A 20580-nucleotide genomic window follows, 5' to 3' on the forward strand; every position below is an offset into this window, starting at 1 on the left:
ACGCAAATATTTCATCCCTAAGCCTAATTCCATGGTACGATCTTTTTCATTTCTGACAAGTCTAATTTTTTTCTTAACTACTTTTCTGGTACAAGTAAGTGCCCAGACTACAGTAACCTTTGATGAAATCACGACAAATACTGCAATTTCATTAAACGGTACAAATTCTTATGTGAATACTGGAGTCAGGTTTGAAATATTTTCTGGATCAAACGCTAATGCATGGGTTAGTAGCTCAAGTAATGGTTTTAATGGCACTCGAGCCCTTGATGATAATAATTTAGACGTTGGAGGTGTTACAGGTTGGAAAATCACAAAAGCAGACAACTCTGATTTTCAGCTTTTAAGCATTTGGCTTCAAAATGGATGTGGGTTATGCTCCGCATCTGGTACTATTAAAGCCTTTAAAGACAATGCTCAAGTTGGTGCAACTGTAAATGTTAATTTTGATAGCAATACAACTGGGTCAAAAAACTTTGCGACAAACACTGATTTTAATGACGTAGATGAGATAAGAATAGAGGGGACTGATTTATATGTTCTGATTGATAATTTTTCATTTGGTCCTGCCCTGAATACAGGAGTGACTGATCCCCCTGTGGTTACGGATATTTCTCTAGTGGGAAATCCTCTTACGACCGCTGCATCTGTAACCTATGCCGTTACTTTTTCAAAAAATGCGGTTAATGTGAGTTCAGATGATTTCCAACTCACTACTGCGGGTACTTCAGGAGCCGTAGGAGCAGTGAGCGGAAGTGGTTCTTCTTATACTGTTGCAGTCAATAATCTGGCAGGATATGGAACTGTCAGGCTTGATCTTAAGGCCAGTACTGATATCCAAAATGATAATGGTAACAGCGGAACGCCGGCATTCACCTCGGGTCAAATACATTTTGTAGGACCTTGTTTTGTAGAGACTTTTGAGACAGAGACGGACGCCGCGACTACTTTCAGTGATAATGGTGAGACTTTTAATCTTGGCACAGGGCTGGAAATAGAAAAAAGAAGTGGGTTTGGCGCAGGGCCATCTTCTGGGTATGTAATAAATAACAATACTGCTGGATCATTCTCCATTACGGGTGCTGCGGAATTTACCATGAAAACTGTGGATATTTTTCTTTCTAATGGTATTGGCTCCAACCCGACTGATGTAGGAACATTGACCGTCGAAGGTAAAAATGGAGGTGTGAGTCAATTTATCATCACTAAAAACTCAGGATTCCCTACCACCACGACCGATAACAATGGTTTCTTCACCTTGGACTTCGCCACAGATGGAGCAGCGAATTATAGAAATACCAATGTGGATGAACTCGTCTTCACCATATCAGGAGGATTCATAGAACTTGCCATTGATAACTTTAATTTCTGCGAGGCAGCAGCGGCTACAGATACTCAAGCACCAGCCGTTCAGAGCATCGATTTAGTAGGCAATCCTGTATCCACATCCGCAGCCGTGAATTATGAGGTAGTTTTTGATGAAGATGCAGTAAATGTTACTACGGATGACTTTGAATTAATCACGACAGGTACGGCTACAGGTGCAATTACCAATATTTCTGGTTCTGCTTCTAATTACATTGTTTCCGTCACTGGAATCAGTGGAGAAGGAAGCTTGAAAGTAAATCTTAAGGCAAATACAGATATTGCTGACGGGCTTGGAAATACCCCGCCATTTGATTTTTCAGGAGGCCAAGTTCACCTAGTAGGCTCATGCTTTATTGAAACCTTTGAGTCCTTTACAAATGCTCAGACAGCTTTTACTTCTAATGGAAAGGACTTCACACTTACAGGTCCTTGGGCAATTAAATCTCAGTTCGGCTTTGGGGCCGGTAATTCAAACGAGTTTATTGAGAATAGTGGCACAGGTACGTATGTAATAAACTCCATTTCAGATGCAGTGAGCTTTAAAAAGATAGACTTCTACCTTTCCTCAATCGTTGGCGGAGCCACCCCTACAGATGATGGAGAGATTATTATTACGGCATTTGAAACCGGGAATGCGACCCCTCTTTATTCTATAGCCAAAAACACAGGATTTCCCACGGCTACTTCAAATGGAAACAACGGGTTCTTCACCCTTGATTTTATGACAGATGGAGCAGCTGATTACAGTGAAATTTTTGTGGACAGGTTGGAAATTACGGTTTCTACCTTCGTCTATGTGGCTGCAGATAATATGCAGTTCTGCTCAGATTTTGAAGCACCGACGGGTTATTCAGTGACGATTGATCAGGATCCGATTACCGCTGGAAATGCCAATAATGCAAGCTTTACATTTGCTGGCGGTGAGCCTGGAGCCACATATGATTACGAATTTACAAGTACCGGTGGAGGAACGGCGGTGTCTGGGACGGGTACTTTAACTACTGCTACAGATCAGATTACTGGAATTGATTTAAGTGGTCTTGGAGCCGGTACCGTGACATTAACGGTGGTGCTTACTGATACTTCTGGAAATCAGGGTGCAGAAGTGGATGATAATGTTCAAAAGATTCTCACTCCAGAAGTGATCTTAAGCTCTTCTTCTAATAGCATTATTGAGACAGGAGGAATCGCGATATTGACTGCGACACTTTCTTCAGCCACAATAGCTAATGAAACTATAACAATCACCTACACTGGTACGGCCTTAAATGGGGTAGACTATTCCGGAAGTTCGACCATCACTGTTTTTTCAGGTAATACGACAGGGTCAATCCCTATTACTTCGATAGGGGATGATATTGTCGAATTAGATGAAACAATAATTGCAGCTATAACAGGTACATCTACCGCCTCTATAGGAACACCTGCTTCTCAAACCATAAACATCACAGATGATGATGTGGCCACCCTCACAATCGCTGATGTTAGTGGGAATGAAGATGATGGAGCTATCACTGTAACGGCCACTTTGGATAATGCAGTAGATGGTGGATTTGATGTGGATGTAAGTACTGCAGATGGTACCGCTACTACAGCTGACAGCGACTATACAGCAGTTATTGGCCAAACATTAACCTTTGTAGGAACATCCGGTGAAACACAGACATTCACTATAACGCCTACGGCTGATGCTACATCAGAACCCAATGAAACGGTAGTTATTGGGATGAGTAACCTAGTTCCCGGATCTGTAGCTAGTGGGGATCTAGATATCACGGATGGGGCAACTGTGACTATTTTAAATGATGATAATATCTTCTTTTCAATCAATGATCCTTCAGTTACAGAAGGTAATGCTGGTACCACTGCGCTAACCTTCACAGTATCCTTAAGCGAACCTGCTCCAGCTGGAGGTGCGACAGTCGATTACTCTGCATCTAATGGAACAGCAATACCCGGATTGGATTATACTTTAGCAAATGGAACATTGAGTTTTGCAGCGGGAGAAACCAGCAAGACAGTTGACATTAGCATTATTGGTGATCAAATTGTGGAGGTTGATGAGACCCTTCCTCTGTTGCTTTCAAACCCTACGGGTACTAATGTCACCATCGCTGATGGATTAGGGACAGGAACCATCACAAATGACGATCAAGCCACGGTAACAATAGCAGATGTGGCAGTAAATGAGGATTTGGGAGCAGCCACCATAACTGTCTTCCTGGATAGTGAAGTAAATTCATTCTTCTCCGTTGATGTTAGTTCTGCAGATGGATCCGCTTTGGTGGCTGATGGAGATTATTCTGCTGTTTCGGCCACTTTATTCTTTGGGGGTACAGCAGGCGAAACTAAAAGCTTCGAGGTACCGATCGGAATTGATGATGTAGTCGAGCCTGATCAAACAGTTTTAATTTCGATGAGCAATCTATTAGCGGGGACTTTGTCCGGGAGTATTGATATAACTGATGGAGCTACTTTGACTATTCTAAATGATGATCAGGCATCTGTCACCATCGCTGATGTAAGCGGAAACGAGGATGATGGGGCGATCACGGTAACGGCTACTCTAGACAATGCAGTTGATGGAGGTTTAGATGTGGATGTAAGTACTGCAGATGGTACAGCCACAACAGCAGATGGAGATTATACCGCTGTTACGAGCCAAACCTTAACCTTCGCTGGTACAGCAGGAGAGACACAAACCTTTTCGGTGACCCCAACCGCAGATGCAACACCAGAGCCAGATGAAACGGTTATTTTGTCAATGAGTAATCTTGTTTCACCGGTTGTTACCCCTGGAGATATTGATATTACTGATGGGGCGACTGTGACCATTCTCAATGATGACATCAATGCTCCGAGTACTCCGGATTTGGTACCTTCCAGCGACTCGGGTGTGAGTGACAGCGATAATATTACAAATGATAATACTCCAACATTTGAAGGTACTGCATTACCAAATTCCACTGTTACTCTGAATAGTAATATTGATGGGAATGTAGGTGCCACCACTACTGACGGATCAGGAAATTGGTCAATAACTTCTTCGACCTTGTCTTCGGGAGTTCATATCATAACAGCTATAGTTACTGATCTTGCTGGTAATTCAAGTCCAGCCTCTCCTGGTTTAGAAATAACTATCGATACAAAAGCTCCTACTCCAATAGTCATTAATGGATTAACTATCCAGGTAGATTTTAATGGAAATTCTCCGGCTTTACAAGCAAGTGATTTCTTGGCAAGTCCTTTATCAGATGATTACTCTGACCCTTCAAATATTCAGTTGGAATTAGATAAATCCATGTTTGATTGCTCGAATGTAGGAGTAGCACCAAATGATGTTAGAATAACTGCAACCGATGAAGCTGGTAATTCTGACTTTGCAGATACTTATGTACTTGTCCAAGATAATATAGCACCTATAGCAAAGGCTAAAAATATCATAATGAATGTTGATGCATTTGGATCTGTGACCTTGATACCAAGTGTAGTTGACGATGGATCTAGTGATAATTGTAGCATCTCGTCAAGAACATTAAGTAAATCTGAATTTACAGGAGCTGATGTGGGACCAAACAACGTGACCTTAACTGTCTTTGATGCTTCAGGAAACCAGTCTAGTGCTGTCGCAGTGGTGACTGTTGTTTTGGTTCCAAAAGTATTGACAGTCACAGCAGATCCTGAACAATCTAAAATCTTCGGAATAGCAGATCCAGTATTAACTTATTCTGCAACTGGCTTTGTAGGAACAGATACTGAAGCGATTTTAACTGGATCCCTTTCAAGAACTGCAGGAGAAACTGTAGGTACTTATGGAATTAACCAAGGAGACTTGAGTGCTGGTCCTAATTATTCAATCAATTTTGTACCAGCAGACTTTGAAATCATTCGGGCACCGATCAACGGAATAACCTTTACCGATGACGACTTTGTCTTCGACGGCACTTCCAAGTCACTTGCAATCACCGGTACATTACCGGCAGGAACATCTGTAGCTTATACCAACAATGGCAGAACCAATGTAGGTACCCAGGAAGTGACAGCCACGATTAGTGGGTCGAATTACACCGACCTGGTGCTAACGGCAGATTTGACCATTACACCTGCGACGATCACGGGTATCACGTTTGTCGATGGCAGCTTTGTCTTCGACGGCACGGCCAAGTCCCTTGCGATTAGCGGAACATTACCTACAGGAACCTCAGTAAGCTATGCGAACATTAGCAGAACGGATGTAGGTACTCAGGAGGTAACCGCTACGATTAGCGGGTCGAACTTCACCGATCTGGTGCTCACAGCTGACCTGACTATTACCCCGGCGACGATCACGGGTATCACGTTTGCCGATGGAAGCTTTGATTTTGACGGTTCGGCCAAGTCATTGGCGATCTCGGGGACACTTCCTGCGGGTACTTCGGTTGCTTATACGAACAACAGCCGAACCAATGTGGGAACCCAGGAAGTGACCGCAACGATTTCTGGTTCGAACTTTACGACACTGGAACTGAAAGCTGATTTGACGATTACTCCGGCAGGAGTGACAGGAATCACCTTTGTCGATCGCAGCTTTGTCTTTGACGGAATGGCCAAGTCATTGGCGATCTTGGGGACACTTCCTGCGGGTACTTCGGTTGCTTATATGAACAACAGCCGAACCAATGTGGGAACCCAGGAAGTGACCGCAACGATTTCAGGCAGCAACTTTAATACTTTGGTATTGACTGCTGATCTGACGATCACGCCAGCAGTGATTACTGGAGTCACCTTCGATGATGGCACCTTTGTCTTTGACGGCACGGCCAAATCATTGGCGATCTCGGGTACCCTTCCTACAGGTACTTCGGTGGCTTACACCAACAATAACCGAACGGATGTAGGAACCCAGGAAGTGACGGCCACGATCACAGGATCCAATTACAATACTTTGATCTTGACTGCTGATCTGACGATCACACCGGCTACAGTTACGGGAATTACCTTCGCAGACGGCAATTTTGTCTATGACGGCACGGCCAAGTCATTGGCGATTTCGGGTACCCTTCCTACAGGTACTTCGGTGGCTTACACCAACAATAGCCGAACGGATGTAGGAACCCAGGAAGTGACGGCCACGATCAGCGGCCCGAACTTTACTGAATTGGTACTTACAGTAGATCTGACGATCACACCTGCCGATCTGAGTGTGGTGACCGATCCGGATCAGAGCAAACTGTTTGGACAAGAAGAACCTTTATTGACTTATACGGCGACAGGCTATGGAGCAGGAGATGATGAATCCATCTTTAGCGGAAGCTTGGTTCGAGAAGCCGGTGAGGCAGTAGGCTTCTATACAATCAGCCAGGGAAGTTTGGATGCAGGAGCAAATTATACCATCACCTTTGCGGGTGGAACCTTTGAGATCATCACGAATGACAGTGATGGAGACGGGGTACCCGATGATGTGGAAGAAATGGATGACACAGACCCAACCGATCCGACTGACTTTAACGATAGTGACCAGGATGGTGTTCCAGACTTTGTAGAAGAAGAGGAGGGAACCGATCCGGAAGATTCCACTGACTTCAAAGATATGGATGAAGATGGAGTTCCGGATTATGTAGAAGATCAGCAAGGAACCGATCCAGAAGATTCCACTGACTTCAGAGATTCAGATGAAGATGGGGTGCCGGACTATGTAGAAGAACAGGAAGGCACGGATCCGAATGATGGGGAAGATGCAAAAGATTCGGATGAAGACGGCGTACCAGATTACTTAGAAGATCAACAGGGCACTGATCCGACCGATCCATCAGACAATAGAGATTCGGATGAAGATGGTGTACCGGATTATGTGGAAGAGCGAGAGGGCACCGATCCTGACAATGGCTCAGACTTCACAGACACAGACGAAGATGGCGTACCGGATTATGTACAGGATAGATCGATTGTGGAGTATGTAGCTCAAAGCATCACAGTTGCTTGGGGTACTGCAGCGACTGATCTTGATCTTACTACGGAAGTGATAGGAGTGACAGGTAAGGGCGAGTTCATCAACCTGGAAGTGACTTGGGATTTGACCGGATACAATCCATTGATTCCGGGAACCAATAACTTCAGAGGAGAGACGATGCTCCCAGCGGGTATTCTGAATACCTATGAGATTGATCCGATCCTTTCCATCACGGTAGAAGCGAAGCCAGCTCCACAGGATGTGAATCTGAGTGCAAGTAGTTTCATTGCGATTCCGGATCAATTCTTCCAGGAAATCGGCTTCTTCAGCGTCATTGATCCTACAGACGATATCCATGAGATCAGCTTGATCGATGGAGCAGCAGACAATGAATACTTTGAGATTATTGATGGTATTCTATTCTGGAGCAGTGCAGATCAAGTGGCAGGACGGGTAGACTTCACGATCAGCGTGAGGGTGACCGACCGGGCAGGCAATGTGTTGGATAAGACTTTTGCGATTCAGCGCCTACGAACGCCATTAGATCAACTGGATGTTCCGAACACCTTTACTCCAAATAATGATGGAGCAAATGATACCTGGGGGGTTCCTGCTTTGAGGTACTATAGAGGTGTACAGATCCAAGTGATCGAGATGGGTAGCGGAAACAGAGTCTTCTATACTGAGGATCCGGATGTACGCTGGGATGGACGCATCAATGGCAATGACCCTGTAGTGACCTCCTATGTTTGGGTGATCACAGTAGAGGAAACAGGCGAGGTGCGAAGAGGAGTTCTTAACCTCTTGAAACAGTAAATAGAGTTAGGGGTTGGTCCCGGAGAAAACCCTGTTCCAACCCCATTTTTTAAATAGCACAACTTAGATAAAATAGAGAGCATGAAACGATTCAACTATATACTCGCAGGCCTATTGATGGTGGGAATAGCTTTTCAGTCCATTGGACAAACACGAAAATATGTTTCCAACTTCAGTCACTTCCAGAGTTACTTCAATCCGGGCTTGACCGGCTATGAGGGGAGTACGGTAAGAGGTTTTGTCAGGAATCAGTGGTCCGGTATCGAGGGGGCACCGCGAAGCTACTTTATCAGCGCGGAGCTGGACTTCGGGGAGCTTTCAGGAGAGATGGACCCTGCATTGATGGGCAAGAATGCACTGTCGGTGAATATGCTTCAGGATACCTATGGAGCCTTTCGAGAGACTGAATTGATCGTGGCCTATGCGTCAAGAGTGAGACTGACCGAGAAGCACAACCTTCGGCTGGGAGCAGGACTGAGTTATCAGAATATCCGACTGGATGGAAATGCACTGACCTCGGAGGATCTAAATGACCCTACTTTAAGTCAATACCTTGGAGGCTTCTCAGACATGCAGGTGGTAGATTTTAATATTGGATTGGCACTGACGCATGCCAAGTATTACGTATCCTATGGAATCCATCGAGTGGCGGGCGGAGCGATCATATCAGGAGATGAGTTTATCGATAGCTATCCCGCTTCGAATATCATTCAGGCCGGATACCGAGAATCGTTGAGTCCAAATGTGGCGGTGATCTTCAACGCCTACTATCGAACGCAGAAAGACATCAACGACAACGTGGAGCTGAACCTAAAGGCTTTGCTTATGGATCGGGTATGGGTTGGAATGGGGACGAGGATCAATTCAGCCACCAACGTACAGATGGGGATCTTGACCAAGAGAATCCGAGTAGGCTACTTGTTTGAGTTTCCTGTGGGAGGAGGGTATAACCTTCCGGGGAATACGCATGAATTCACAGCCGTCTTTAACCTGTTTAAAGACAATAAGAGAAGAACTGATAATGAGGTATTGATTTGGTAAGAGGAAAATACAAGGACGCAAAAAAGCCATACGATAATCACCTATCGTATGGCTTTTTTGATTCAATCTTTTAAAGGAAGAGCGATTCCCTTAAATCTAGAAAGACTGCCCTGTTCCTTGATTAATTTTTGATCTTGCGAATGGGCTTTTTCCTACAATCTCCCTCTTCTTTTTACCAGTTCCTTGCGGATTTCATTCGCTTTATCTTCAGAGATGGTATAATTCCACATCACCACTACCGCCAGAAGAGCAGTAGTAATTGGGACGATCACATCAGCAATTCTAAGTTGGGTTAAAGTCTCCATGGTTTGGGTAGCTTCATTTTGGTCCCAACCTACGATAGATAAAATGAGTCCACTGATTCCAAGGGCCAAAGCAGATCCGATTTTTACCATCAGCCAATACACTGCTCCGAAAGTCCCCTCTTTCCTTGGCATTCCATTATTCAGCTCGTCCAGATCACAAAGGTCTGCAGTCATACTCATCATTAGAGTGAAAAGGCCGCCAATTCCAAAGGACATGAATGGAATTTGGATAAACATCACCCAAACGACATCAGGGTTGAATCCCCACCACTTCATACCGTAGCCTATTACAGAAATGAGTGTAGAAATGATAAATGCATTCTTCTTACCCCATTTTTCTGCCATCTTGGTGATCACTGGAATTACCAGAAACATCGTTGATGCGGCAGCCATGGTGTTGTACCAAGCTGGCCATTGTCCTGCTGCCCCGTAGTCCCCATTGAACATGTAATAAACAATGATAAATAATGAAAACTGCGCAACGATCTGAAAGCCATTAAACACCAAAAATGTAGCCCCACAAACTCTGAGAAACTCCACATTGATGAGGATTTCTTTCATTCCCTTGAAAAGTTTCAGCATGTTTACCTTAAAGTCTTTGAAAGACAAATTAGACTGACCTGTGAGATTGGTTTGGTCTATTTCCTTACAGAAAATCGCTGGTAGCACCGCGAGCACTAGACAAACCAGACCTGTAATCACCGCGACTACTCGGACTCCTTCTGTTTGTGTAGGGAAAATATCCGGCTGCGCAATTACCCACCAAATCCAAGGGGCGATCATCCAGGCGATCTGACCAATAATTTGAGAAGAGGCCATGAGCCTTGTGCGCTCGTTGTAATCTGATGTCATCTCGTACCCCAAGCCTATAAGTGGGGTGGCAAAAATGGTATACCCAATATAAAAGACAAAAGAGAGCAACAAGATATACCAGAAATGAAAGCTGCTGGAATCTTCTGGGTTTAGCTGCCACATGATCATAAAGGTGATACCCGTGATGAAGGCACCTAACATGATGTAAGGTTTTCTACGACCCCATTTAGACCGTGTGTTATCCGTGATATAACCCATGATCGGGTCAGTGATCGCATCAAGAAAACGCGGAATAGAGGATAACAAAGCTGCATCCAGTGGGTCCATTTTGTATGCCACCACGAGATAATACATAAAAGCGCCGAGAGCTGCAGGGAAAAGCTGATTAGCAAGGTTTCCTGCTCCAAAGGCAAACTTTTGCACTAATGGGACTATATCCTCCGGTGCGGTTTTATACTTGGACATTTTGGGTTTGGTTAGGGTTTATTTGATTTGATTTCAGTTTTTGGAATAGATTTCTTTGACCACTTGAAATGCTTCTTTTTTATTCCGGTCTATATCCACTATTCCCCAATATTCTTCATTAGGAGAGCCGTCATATGGTACTCCACTACTATTTGGAGCCCAGCCTCCTGGGTCTAAAGTATCTGGATTTCCAGCTTTCCAAAGTTCATCGTTGAAAGCAAATAAGGTCACACCAAAGCAGATGTCCCGATGATTGAAAACACTTTCTAAAATATTCTTTGTGGCATCTGCCTGAGCTTTTTGATTAGGGCCTGCTTCATAGCCCAATTTTGAGATGGTCATGTAACTATCTCCACCAGCTTCAGAAAGATACATGGGTTTATCACTAATTTCTTTCCACTCTTGAAAAATATCAGTCGGATCATCCCAGCGATACACATTCATACCCCATACATCAATGTTTGGGCTCATTGACAATGCTAATGAATCTGGAAGCTCCCCATGTGCAGTAGTAACTGGCCGACTTGGGTCTTTTTCATGAATTAATCCGGCTGCATCATTCATGGCTCGATACCAATTTTTCATATCACCGTCAAACCATTGTGGGTGGTAATTGTATTCATTTCCTAATTCCCACATCAATATGGCCGGGTGATCTCGGTACATTTCTATATAGTCGATAAAGCTTCCTGAGAGAATGTCATAAACACCTTCTTGATTGTATCCAAAACCAATGATTACTTTTAAATTTTGCTTTGCAAATTCATCTAAAACCCACTGCTCTTGAATAGGGGAGTAGACTCGAATTGTATTAATTCCAGCCTCTTTCATCAAAGCCAAATCTTGATCAAGTTGATCAAACACTCGATCATTGGAGCCTTTGGGGACAGGGTTATAGCAAATTCCTTTGACAACAAAGGGATTGTCATTAAGCAGTATTTGTCTACCTTCTATACGAATGGTTTCGCGACTTACAGGTGATTCGCAGGCTCCGAAAAGCCATATCGAGCTATTTAAAAGAAAAATACAAAATGAAATAAACCGACTTTGTCTTAGAGGATTATCTTTCATTCTCAGCGTTTTTAATAGGTGGTGGAAGAATACTTTTTTTCAATTCATCTAAGTTGCCATCAAAACTCTTGATGATAGGGTTTCCATTTCTGGTCAGTCCGTTAAAAATCCCAGCATCTACCTCGTCCCATAAAGGATACTTGGCGTGACCATTTAGATCAATCAGCCCAAAATGATTTTCTGAGCCATTGGGGTTTTGGCTATCCTTCCATTGCTCGTCAAAGGCTTCAAAATAGAAACAAGTAATTCTTTCCTCATTAGTCCACTCCCTCATGAGATCATAGTACAGCCCCTGTTTGAATTCGTCCGTGGCTCGGGAACCTTTAGGTCCATAAAAACCATCTGATATTGTAGCCCAGCCTGTTTCACCGATGTGTAAGGGCTTTTTGATCCCTAAGGTAGCCATGTAGTTTTTGACGCTGTCATACTGAGATCTTGCAAAATCCCTCGCTCGGATCATAGCATTTTTAATACGCTCTTCATCACTTTTGATGGAATCAGCTTGAGAATCTCGCCAGAAATCCGGGTTGTAATGGGTATTGTGATAAGGATAGGTGTGCATGGATACAAAGTCTACCGCCTCATACAAAGCCGCCAACTCTGGAGTGTGATAAGAGGAATCACCACCTCCCCAAGAGGAAAAATCATCCGAACTGGTGATCCATAAATCTTTTGGAAGCTCACCTTTCGCCTTGAGGTCCTGTAAATAGGTCACCCATTTCAAAATAACTGCTGGCTGTACATAGTAACTTTCAGCCCAGCGCACCATAGCTTCGTTCCCCACGGCGATGGCCTTGACTATGTCTGGGTATTGTTTTGCTAGGGCTACAGCTCTACCAATCTCTCCTTCATTTTGAGGGCTTTCCTGAGTGTGATCAGGAGGGAGGTCAGACCAGGCATTTAGGCAATCGATCCAAGCTCCCATCATCACGTACATCTCAAAAGAAGGGTCCTCTTGCTTTAATTCAGAAATGGCTTTTAAAAGATTGGGAGTCTGAGCGAGCTGAACATTGTAGGTACGTAGGATCCGAATTCCCATAGCTGAAAGGATTTTCAAATCTTCCTTCAACTCCTCATTGGTAGGTTGGACATCCCTTGTTTTTGCACGATAACCTCCATATGAAATAGCCTGATAATCAGGATTTCCTAGAATTTCATTTGGAGCTTTACTTTCTGGTATTTTTTCTTCTGTTTGACAGCCGAAGATCAAAGAAAGGCTCAGGCAAAAAAGAAAAGTAATGGTTAATCGCATGCTTTTAGGCCTTAATATAAACATGGATTTTTTGAATTTCACCCTTGCGGTCAAAAAGTGATTGACTGACTGATTTTCCTAGATTTAAAGAAGAGGAGGATTGGGATGAACCCGTTTTATCCAAGATTTCTATTTGATTTTCTGAAGCAAGAGAATAAACGATTGGAACCTGACAATAGGTGAACGCAAGGCTATTTGCCGGTAGGGTCATTTCTTGTTCATTTCCAGTCAGATCAAAATATTTAAAATTCGAAATGGAGTCCATGAATTCTGATCGATTCAAAAGACGTGGTTCGAAATAGATTTCTTGATTTTTGACACGAATTCCTAATTCTCCAAAACGAGTAAGGACATCTTCTTTCACTTGTCCAGTCATTCCTGGTTGTTGAGCACCTTTTCCTCCGGGGGTATGAGAATATGGGTCAGTAGGGAATGCTCCATATTGCTCAGGGTTTTTATGCACGCCTATGCCGTCGGTGATTTCATAATAATGATCAATCAGCTTTTGAACAACTTCATCTTTTTCATTTGATTCTATTGCCCTAAAACAGCATTCTTGAACAGCCAGGGCGAGTTTGGATACCATGTGCCAGTACACCGATCCAAGTCCTTCATATCCATAGAATGTACCTGATCTTCCGGTAAATGCCTTGTGATTAAACACCTCTTCAAAAACATTCAACAGGAGACTTCTTTCCTTGCTAACTAGGGATTGATATTTTTCGTCCAAACGGTCCAAAGATTGGCTCAGGCTAGAGGCATTATTGAAATTTCCATTGAAGTGGTAATCCCCTTTCACATCCCTTTCTATGACTTCAAGATTCCCATCTTTCAATAAGGTTTGGAGCAAATGAGAATTTTGAATACTTGATTCAGGGATGAGATTTCTGTTGACAAAAAGTGGAAGTTGTCTATTGGGATAAAGTAAATAGGTGTTTTGATCTGGTCTATAAAGTTTACTTTCTCGGAGCGAGTCGAGCAATTTGACAGTTTCCAAAGAAGAAAGATATCCAGAGCTGAGTACAGCAACCTGACCTTCGAGCATTTCACTCAAAAAAGAAATCGAGGCCTTTTCATCACTTTCTATAGTGAGCAAATTATAAGAGTGATAAAGATTGTCAGCTCTCAGGTTTGCTTTGATGGACTGCTCTAGGAATGCTAAACCAGATTTGATAAAATGAAGTATTGATTCTTTGGAAATAGAGGTTTTTTCTCCTGAAAATCCCTTGTCGTAAATCGATAGCCTGTAGCTACTCCCTGCGGCCCCAAGACCATCCATTATGGATTTCCTTTGGGTATCAGAGATTTTTGCATCAAGTAGCTGCTTATTGCTTTCAAAAACCTTATTTATCTCTTTATAAAAGGTATTCAACTCATCAGAAATTTCGATTTCTGAAAAGCTTGTAGATTTTACCGTCTGATCTAAAAAGACGAGGAATCTGCGCAGATAGTAAAGCGTTACCATGGATACACCATTTCCCACCAAGGCATTATTGGCATCATTCCATTCAGGCCTTTGGGTGTTCATCCAAATACCGCCTTCTGGAATCAGGTTTGAACATTTGGAGAGAACTGTGGCTAACAGTTTTTCCATCATGTTTATATGATGAATTTTTCCAGATGCATCGGGTAGTAGAGCTCCATCTGCACCCATTTCCTCTCGTTTTATTCGAATTTGATGATCTTCTTTTTCATCAAAGTCAATGGTATCCTTAGGGTTTTTGAGGATCTCTTGGTATGATTTTATTTTGTAGGGGACATTGGCATAGACGAATATTTCTTGATTGAAATAGCTTCCCAATTGATTTGGGTAATGGTTTTCAATGAATTCAAGAAATTTCAGAAGATAAATAATCTGATGATCTCCCCAATAGCCGATGTAAGACCAAGGATCATCCGGTTCGATTGTCTCCCAGTCAAATCCATCCTTAGTCACACGATAGGGATTGTATCCTTCGAATGTTGATGCATTCAAAAACTTAAAGATCATCCCATGGATAAATTTGGGATAGGAGTGGGCTAGCGCTTCCCAGTTCTGAAAAATATCTCTCCAGTTGCCCTGATAGTCTAAGACCTTGGACCCATCCACTTCGCTTTTGGTATTGATGGAAAACTTATTCCAAGGCCGGCTCGGATCCCCGTGCCTTCTACTGAACTTTAGGGGCAAGTACTCCATGCCAAGTCGCCTAAAGTCTTTATTGTCGGTCTCCTGAACTATCTTCATTAAGTCATCCAAAAAGAAAGTGTTAGGCATTTGAGAAAGCTTCTCCCTTACTTCTTTAAAAATCTGATGGTTCGCTTTTGACAGGTAATCTGAGAAATCCTTTTTTTCTATGGTGTAGTTATCATCAAAGATACCTCCACGCATAATATTGAACATCACATTGGCGAAATGACGCGTGTTTTTACGGTGATCGGAGCTCAATTGACTCCCATCCGCAGCGAATGTAAGTTGTCTAAGATCTTTGGTTCCCAAATGAATATCATCTTCGATTTGGGTGATCAGGTCTTCATTAAATTTGATTTTCTCGGAGAGATTAATGACTTCCGTAGGACCTTTATTTACATCTGCGATAATGTACCAAGTGCTGGAGGTTTTGGCTTCAAGCTCTAAGCTAGAATGTACAAAATAGGCGCCTTTTTCGGCCCGAATATCAGTTTCTTGGGTAATTCCTTTTCCTTTTCTAAATGAAGCCAGTTGTAGGCAGGAAAGTAGCTTTTTAGATTTATACAAGCCCGTACTCCAAACAACATTGGTTTTCAAAGCTTCACTGGGTTCGGCCCTGTCTACTATGATCGCACTTAATGTCAATAAACCAAGCCCGGATTCTTCGATGAGCTCAATCTTCTTGTAAGCATCGATTAGGTTGCTACTAGTTTGCTGGAGGTCTGGGTCCACTCCGTATGGAAGAAGATTTTGAAGTCCATCAAGTAATTCCACTTGGATGGCTTGATCAGAATTGTTGACCAAGGTGCTTGTTTTGATAAAGCCAAATCGGTCGCTCGAGCTCCACTTGGATCTAAAGGTTAAATCCAGGTCTTTGTTGATCTCTTCGAAAATGATCTTATTTCCAAATTCGTTTTTGTAGAGATTTCTTCGGATGTCATACACTCCGGTGTATCTGTCGGAGTGAGGCTCCCAAAGTTTTATTCCATCAGGTGTAGAAACTCGGAAGATGGTTTTGCTTCCAGTGGTTTCATACGATTCGCTGATTTTATCATCTGTGTAATATGGGAATAAGGAATATTTATTATTCCTTCTCCCAGCCGTAAGTCCACCTGAACTGGATATAAACATCCAATGATCCGAGTGGCTCACAATACTCATGAAAAAGGGTCTTAATTTATCGCTATCGGGAATCTTGTAAAACCCTTCTCCGTCGATTAGAATATACTCCATAAGAACTCAAATGAATTTTTTAAATCAGCCCCCTAAGTAAATTATTCCTAGCTTGACATCAAAAAAAGATTCACATACAGACCTATACTTCGTTTATTAATTAATTCATAGGGTTTGATCGAATCATAATTTTTTCTATCCATAAAATCGGGAGAACCTAGGGACTGCCAAAGGTATTAAGGGTTTGGTATAGTGGGGTATGAATAAAAAAAAGCCCCAGAATTATCTGAGGCTTGTTGTCGGGGTGGCAGGATTCGAACCTACGACCTCCTGCTCCCAAAGCAGGCGCGATACCGGGCTACGCTACACCCCGAAGGTATCATTGATGTTGACTTGAAACTTTTTTCAAGTGGCGCTGGATTTGAAAACAACCTTATAGATAAAGTGAGGATGTTTATCGGGTCACGCTAAACCGTTTGTTGTATCAAAACTGGTAGAGGGTGGGGGATTCGAACCCCCGGTACGGTTTGACCCGTACGACAGTTTAGCAAACTGCTGGTTTAAGCCACTCACCCAACCCTCTTGATTCAATTTAAGTGTGTCAAACGCCTTTCAATAGACTTAGAAACACATCATTTCCTCAATTGAGATGCAAATATATACGAATTGACTATAGATAAAAAAGTCTTTTTTTGATTCATTCGAAAGTATCGCGAAATTTTTCAAAAGGGCTTAAGAATCAGGTAGAAGGAAAAGTAAAAAATACCCTGTACTGGGTATTTTTTTCTCATTCTCGGCTTTTACCTTTAAACAAAGATTGAATATCATGTTGATTCAAAGTCATTCTGCCAAATTTTTAATCGAGCTCAATAAAGAGAATTCAGAGTGTCTCACAGTGAGATGTGATTCTGAATTGGAGCTGTCAAGGCTTTTTGGTTCGTTGAGAGTTGAAGACTCAAACGATTTTGAATATCCTTTCTTTGTGAAGACTTGCAAACAAGAATATTCGGATGCGCTCATACTTTTGGTCAAAGAAATTGACTATTCAGAGTTTTCCATTTTAAATTTTTAATTTTTTTTAGTTGAGAGTGAAAAATGCTTTTCAGGGATGAAAAGCATTTTTTGCTTTTTGATTTACTTTTTTAATATTTTAATCAGAATATGATACTGAAAATCAATGTTTTACACATAATTTATTTGCCCTGAAGGGCTTTTTTTTTAAATAAATTTTCTTAACCTTTCGATCTGAAATTTGTCTTAAAGCTAAACTTGGACGCGTTTTCTATGATCAGTTCTTCAAATATCGAACAACTTACTCCCGATTTCCTTTTGGATTCCGGTCTAGTTATGTTGGTGGTTTTGGACATAGATGGAAAAGTCTTAAGCACAAATCATTTGCTTTCTGAAAAGTCTGGTTTGAAGAGGGATAGGATGTTTGTGGAGGTTTTACCTGCGCAATCAAAACTAGATTTTGAAAGAATTCTAGATGAAATCATTCTGTCGCCAAAGAAGAATTATCACCTGAGTTTTGAATTTAATCATCAATTCAGTGAGGTGACCTGTCTAGGTTCTTGGGAGTTTTCAGTGGTGACGGATTCAGAAATGGATATTATGGGTATTGTGGGTGTTGGTATTGATCCAAATGTCTTGAGTCCAAAGGTTAAGATTGATGGCCTAGTTGATTTATTAGGTTTGGGTCGGATCACATTGGATTCTTCCTTTAGAATCTTGGATGGTGACCTAGACCAACTGCAGAAACTTGGCTTGACTTCAAAGGATGCGGTTGGGATGAATATTCTCAATCTTTTTCCTCAACTGGGTCTTGAGCGACTACTTAGCGCTAAGGACGAGAAGGAAAGCTTTTTTAAGACAGAAGTTAAGTTTGGATCGCAAAGATTTAAGCTGTTAGGAATTAAGGAGTTTGAAAAATATCATTTATTCTTTAGCGAGTTAACTTTGGCAGAATCGGAAATATTTAGTGTTCGGAAACCATTCAGTCGTGCGCAGATAGCGGCCATTCCTGGCGCCGTTTGGGTATTGGATGCAGAGGGAGTCGTCATTCAACAAAACGTTCGGGCTTCTAAATTCTCAGTAGAGAATTTACGTCATGAATCCGCCGTAGGATGTAAATTCAAATTTAACGGTGCAGAATTTTTTCAAAAATTTAAAGCCTTCCAAGCTGGTGAAAATGCTGATTTCGTATTTAATCAAAAGGTTGAAGTAGTGGAATCAAAGGCTTTTTCGGTTCATTTTGGAAGACTCTATGACCAAGCGAGCGAGACAACATTTATACTTTTACATGTGAATGACTTGGCTCTGAATCCTATTTTGCAACGGCTTCAGCAAGAAAACATACGACTAAAGGAAATTGCGCTGCGACCTTCGCATGTTCTTCGTTCTCCACTTTCTTCTATGCTTGGGCTTCTAGATTTGATTGATCCAGAACAATTGGATATGGAAAACAAAAAGTATTTTTCTTATCTCAAACCATTAGCGACAGAACTCGACGAGGTAATTCGCAATAATGCCAAGAGAACCAGTACTCTTGACTAGTATAAACCTTTAAGGTCTAATAAGTTGAACTGTGGGGGAATTTCAAATCCTCCTGAGCTTAGGCGTTCAGAAGAAATAAGGAGATTTCGGGTACCTAAGAATGAGATACCTTCTGTCTGGCCTAGACTTAGCGGACTTCCGATATCCAATCTGCGCGCGACTCCCCCAAAGAAATCTCCTACCTGGAAGTCACGAATGTACCAGACAAAACATTGGCTTGAGATCCCACTTAGTTTATATCCCAAGAGGACTAAAGTTTGGCTTTCTTCGTCATAATCAGCAGCTGAAACCAAGCCATTTACATCTAATCCATTTACTTTCACTGCTACGTGAGTTCCTGTTTCGCTTGGAAGTATATAATGATTTGACCTTAGATCCCCTCGATTTTTGGTAAATAAGCTAAGCTCCCCATTAAAATAAATGAAGCCTTCGCAATCAAAATTATGGTTAGGGTTGGAACCTGAGAAATCTATTTGATCTTCATACGAAAAATGGATTTTTTCTGCCTCTACTTCACTCAGAGATAAGAGATCAGTCCATCTGATCTTCAGAATATTCAAATCGGTTCGATTTCCAGTATTGTTGCCAAAGTCTCCAATGAAAAGATGAGTTTCGCTTTGTGCCAAATCCTCCCAATCTGTATTGGTTGCATTTATCACACGAATGGTTTTGATTACATCTCCGGTTTCTGGATTCAGTTCGTAAATCTCTGCATTATTGCCCCCATCATTGATGGAAAAGACCCGTCCTTGAGAGATTGCGAGGCCAGAATTTTCATTCTGACTGGCTGGAAGTTTGGCCAAAGGTCTTGTATTAAGGCTTAAGGGATAGCCGTCGGAATCAATAGCAGTTGTTATTCCTCGAAAAGTAAACCCTTCTGTCTGGAAGGAATTATTTATGGATCCTTCAGGGTATTCCAATTCTAAATTTTCATGCAAAAGATAGTCTGGGGTCCAATAACGTCGAAAGGATATAGTGCCAGATTTTGGTGCCAATTCAAACCCAATGGGACTTTTGGGATCAGAATAGGCATAGTAAAACCCTTGTTTCTCAGCAAGGTTTCTGCTGGCATCTAGAAGGAGTGGGGCTGCTCTGAGACTTGTTGTCGGAATGGTAAAAAGTCCGGATGTCGTTTTGGCTTGAATGCTGAGATTGGTCTCAGGGTTGGATATTTGAACTTGTTCTTCTATCGAAAAAGAAAGGTAATCCACCGCTTCGGTACTATTACTTTTTCCTGTCAAGGAATAGGTGCCAAAGGGCAAGAGGATAGGTTCTGAACTTTCAATATCATTTGGATTTAAATTAAGCGAATACTGTTTTCCATCTGATTGAGACTCAAAGTTCAAGACGAGGTTTGGTTCCAAAGGATGATTCCATTCCACATTTTCAAGTTTTCTGGAATCAGGGGAAAGATCGTCAAGGATGATTTCGAGTTGTGTGATTTTCACAGTGCTCAAGGGGCTTGTTTCGGGATCCTTTTTGTCACAGGACCCTAAAGCAAAAAATACATACGCTAAGCACAAAAACTTCAATTTCCTCATGGTGCTACTAAAATATGAATTGTAAGTCAAAGGTCTTGTTTTTGACCGAAGGAAGATTTTTTAAATACTTCTATGAAATAATTCGA

General features: G+C 42.1%; 8 protein-coding genes and 2 tRNA genes. 3 read left to right on the plus strand and 7 right to left on the minus strand.

What is annotated here, in order from left to right; genetic code table 11:
• Positions 1 to 31: 31 nt before the first annotated feature.
• Together ACFOSV_RS11445 and ACFOSV_RS11450 are read left to right on the plus strand one after the other, a co-directional pair.
• Entirely contained in the window at positions 32 to 8113 is an 8082-nt protein-coding gene (locus tag ACFOSV_RS11445) for a Calx-beta domain-containing protein (RefSeq protein WP_377906151.1), read from the plus strand.
• An 81-nt stretch (positions 8114 to 8194) separates the two neighbouring features.
• Positions 8195 to 9154: a PorP/SprF family type IX secretion system membrane protein gene (locus ACFOSV_RS11450; protein WP_377906152.1), complete on the plus strand. Its 960-nt coding sequence runs from the start codon at positions 8195 to 8197 to the stop codon at positions 9152 to 9154.
• 152 nt (positions 9155 to 9306) lie between these two features.
• Here ACFOSV_RS11450 and ACFOSV_RS11455 read toward each other — a convergent pair whose 3' ends face one another.
• The 6 genes from ACFOSV_RS11455 to ACFOSV_RS11480 form a co-directional block, all read right to left on the minus strand.
• Positions 9307 to 10737: an MFS transporter gene (locus ACFOSV_RS11455; RefSeq protein WP_377906153.1), complete on the minus strand. Its 1431-nt coding sequence runs from the start codon at positions 10735 to 10737 to the stop codon at positions 9307 to 9309.
• Between the two features lie 33 nt (positions 10738 to 10770).
• A complete protein-coding gene (locus tag ACFOSV_RS11460; RefSeq protein WP_377906154.1) occupies positions 10771 to 11808 on the minus strand; it encodes a glycoside hydrolase family 2 TIM barrel-domain containing protein in 1038 nt (345 codons plus the stop codon).
• Positions 11798 to 13060, minus strand: a complete 1263-nt coding sequence (locus ACFOSV_RS11465) for a glycosyl hydrolase family 17 (RefSeq protein ID WP_377906155.1) — start codon at positions 13058 to 13060, stop codon at positions 11798 to 11800. Before ACFOSV_RS11465 ends, ACFOSV_RS11460 begins: the two co-directional genes overlap by 11 nt.
• A 4-nt stretch (positions 13061 to 13064) precedes the next feature.
• Positions 13065 to 16460 carry a hypothetical protein gene (locus ACFOSV_RS11470; protein ID WP_377906156.1) on the minus strand — a complete coding sequence of 1132 codons (3396 nt, stop codon included), beginning with the start codon at positions 16458 to 16460 and terminating at the stop codon, positions 13065 to 13067.
• 239 nt (positions 16461 to 16699) lie between these two features.
• Positions 16700 to 16773: transfer RNA gene (locus tag ACFOSV_RS11475), tRNA-Pro, on the minus strand.
• Between the two features lie 118 nt (positions 16774 to 16891).
• Positions 16892 to 16983: transfer RNA gene (locus ACFOSV_RS11480), tRNA-Ser, on the minus strand.
• A gap of 701 nt (positions 16984 to 17684) precedes the next feature.
• On the opposite strand from ACFOSV_RS11480, the gene ACFOSV_RS11485 reads away from it, so the two are divergent.
• Positions 17685 to 18953 carry a hypothetical protein gene (locus tag ACFOSV_RS11485; RefSeq protein WP_377906157.1) on the plus strand — a complete coding sequence of 423 codons (1269 nt, stop codon included), beginning with the start codon at positions 17685 to 17687 and terminating at the stop codon, positions 18951 to 18953.
• Here the strand turns inward: ACFOSV_RS11485 and ACFOSV_RS11490 are convergent.
• The gene (locus ACFOSV_RS11490) at positions 18950 to 20410 is read right to left on the minus strand and encodes a hypothetical protein (RefSeq protein ID WP_377906158.1); all 1461 of its coding nucleotides are present in this window, start codon (positions 20408 to 20410) and stop codon (positions 18950 to 18952) included. The genes ACFOSV_RS11485 and ACFOSV_RS11490 overlap by 4 nt on opposite strands.
• Positions 20411 to 20580: the final 170 nt, after the last annotated feature.

The sequence above is a fragment of the Algoriphagus namhaensis genome, from assembly GCF_042649705.1.
Taxonomy (GTDB): domain Bacteria; phylum Bacteroidota; class Bacteroidia; order Cytophagales; family Cyclobacteriaceae; genus Algoriphagus; species Algoriphagus namhaensis.

What these genes read in the sequence shown, in the direction of transcription:
- ACFOSV_RS11445 (WP_377906151.1), top strand. Translation starts at nt 32, where the DNA reads ATGGTACGATCTTTTTCATTTCTGACAAGTCTAATTTTTTTCTTAACT.
- ACFOSV_RS11450 (WP_377906152.1), top strand. Translation starts at nt 8,195, where the DNA reads ATGAAACGATTCAACTATATACTCGCAGGCCTATTGATGGTGGGAATA.
- ACFOSV_RS11455 (WP_377906153.1), bottom strand. Translation starts at nt 10,737, where the DNA reads ATGTCCAAGTATAAAACCGCACCGGAGGATATAGTCCCATTAGTGCAA.
- ACFOSV_RS11460 (WP_377906154.1), bottom strand. Translation starts at nt 11,808, where the DNA reads ATGAAAGATAATCCTCTAAGACAAAGTCGGTTTATTTCATTTTGTATT.
- ACFOSV_RS11465 (WP_377906155.1), bottom strand. Translation starts at nt 13,060, where the DNA reads ATGCGATTAACCATTACTTTTCTTTTTTGCCTGAGCCTTTCTTTGATC.
- ACFOSV_RS11470 (WP_377906156.1), bottom strand. Translation starts at nt 16,460, where the DNA reads ATGGAGTATATTCTAATCGACGGAGAAGGGTTTTACAAGATTCCCGAT.
- ACFOSV_RS11485 (WP_377906157.1), top strand. Translation starts at nt 17,685, where the DNA reads ATGATCAGTTCTTCAAATATCGAACAACTTACTCCCGATTTCCTTTTG.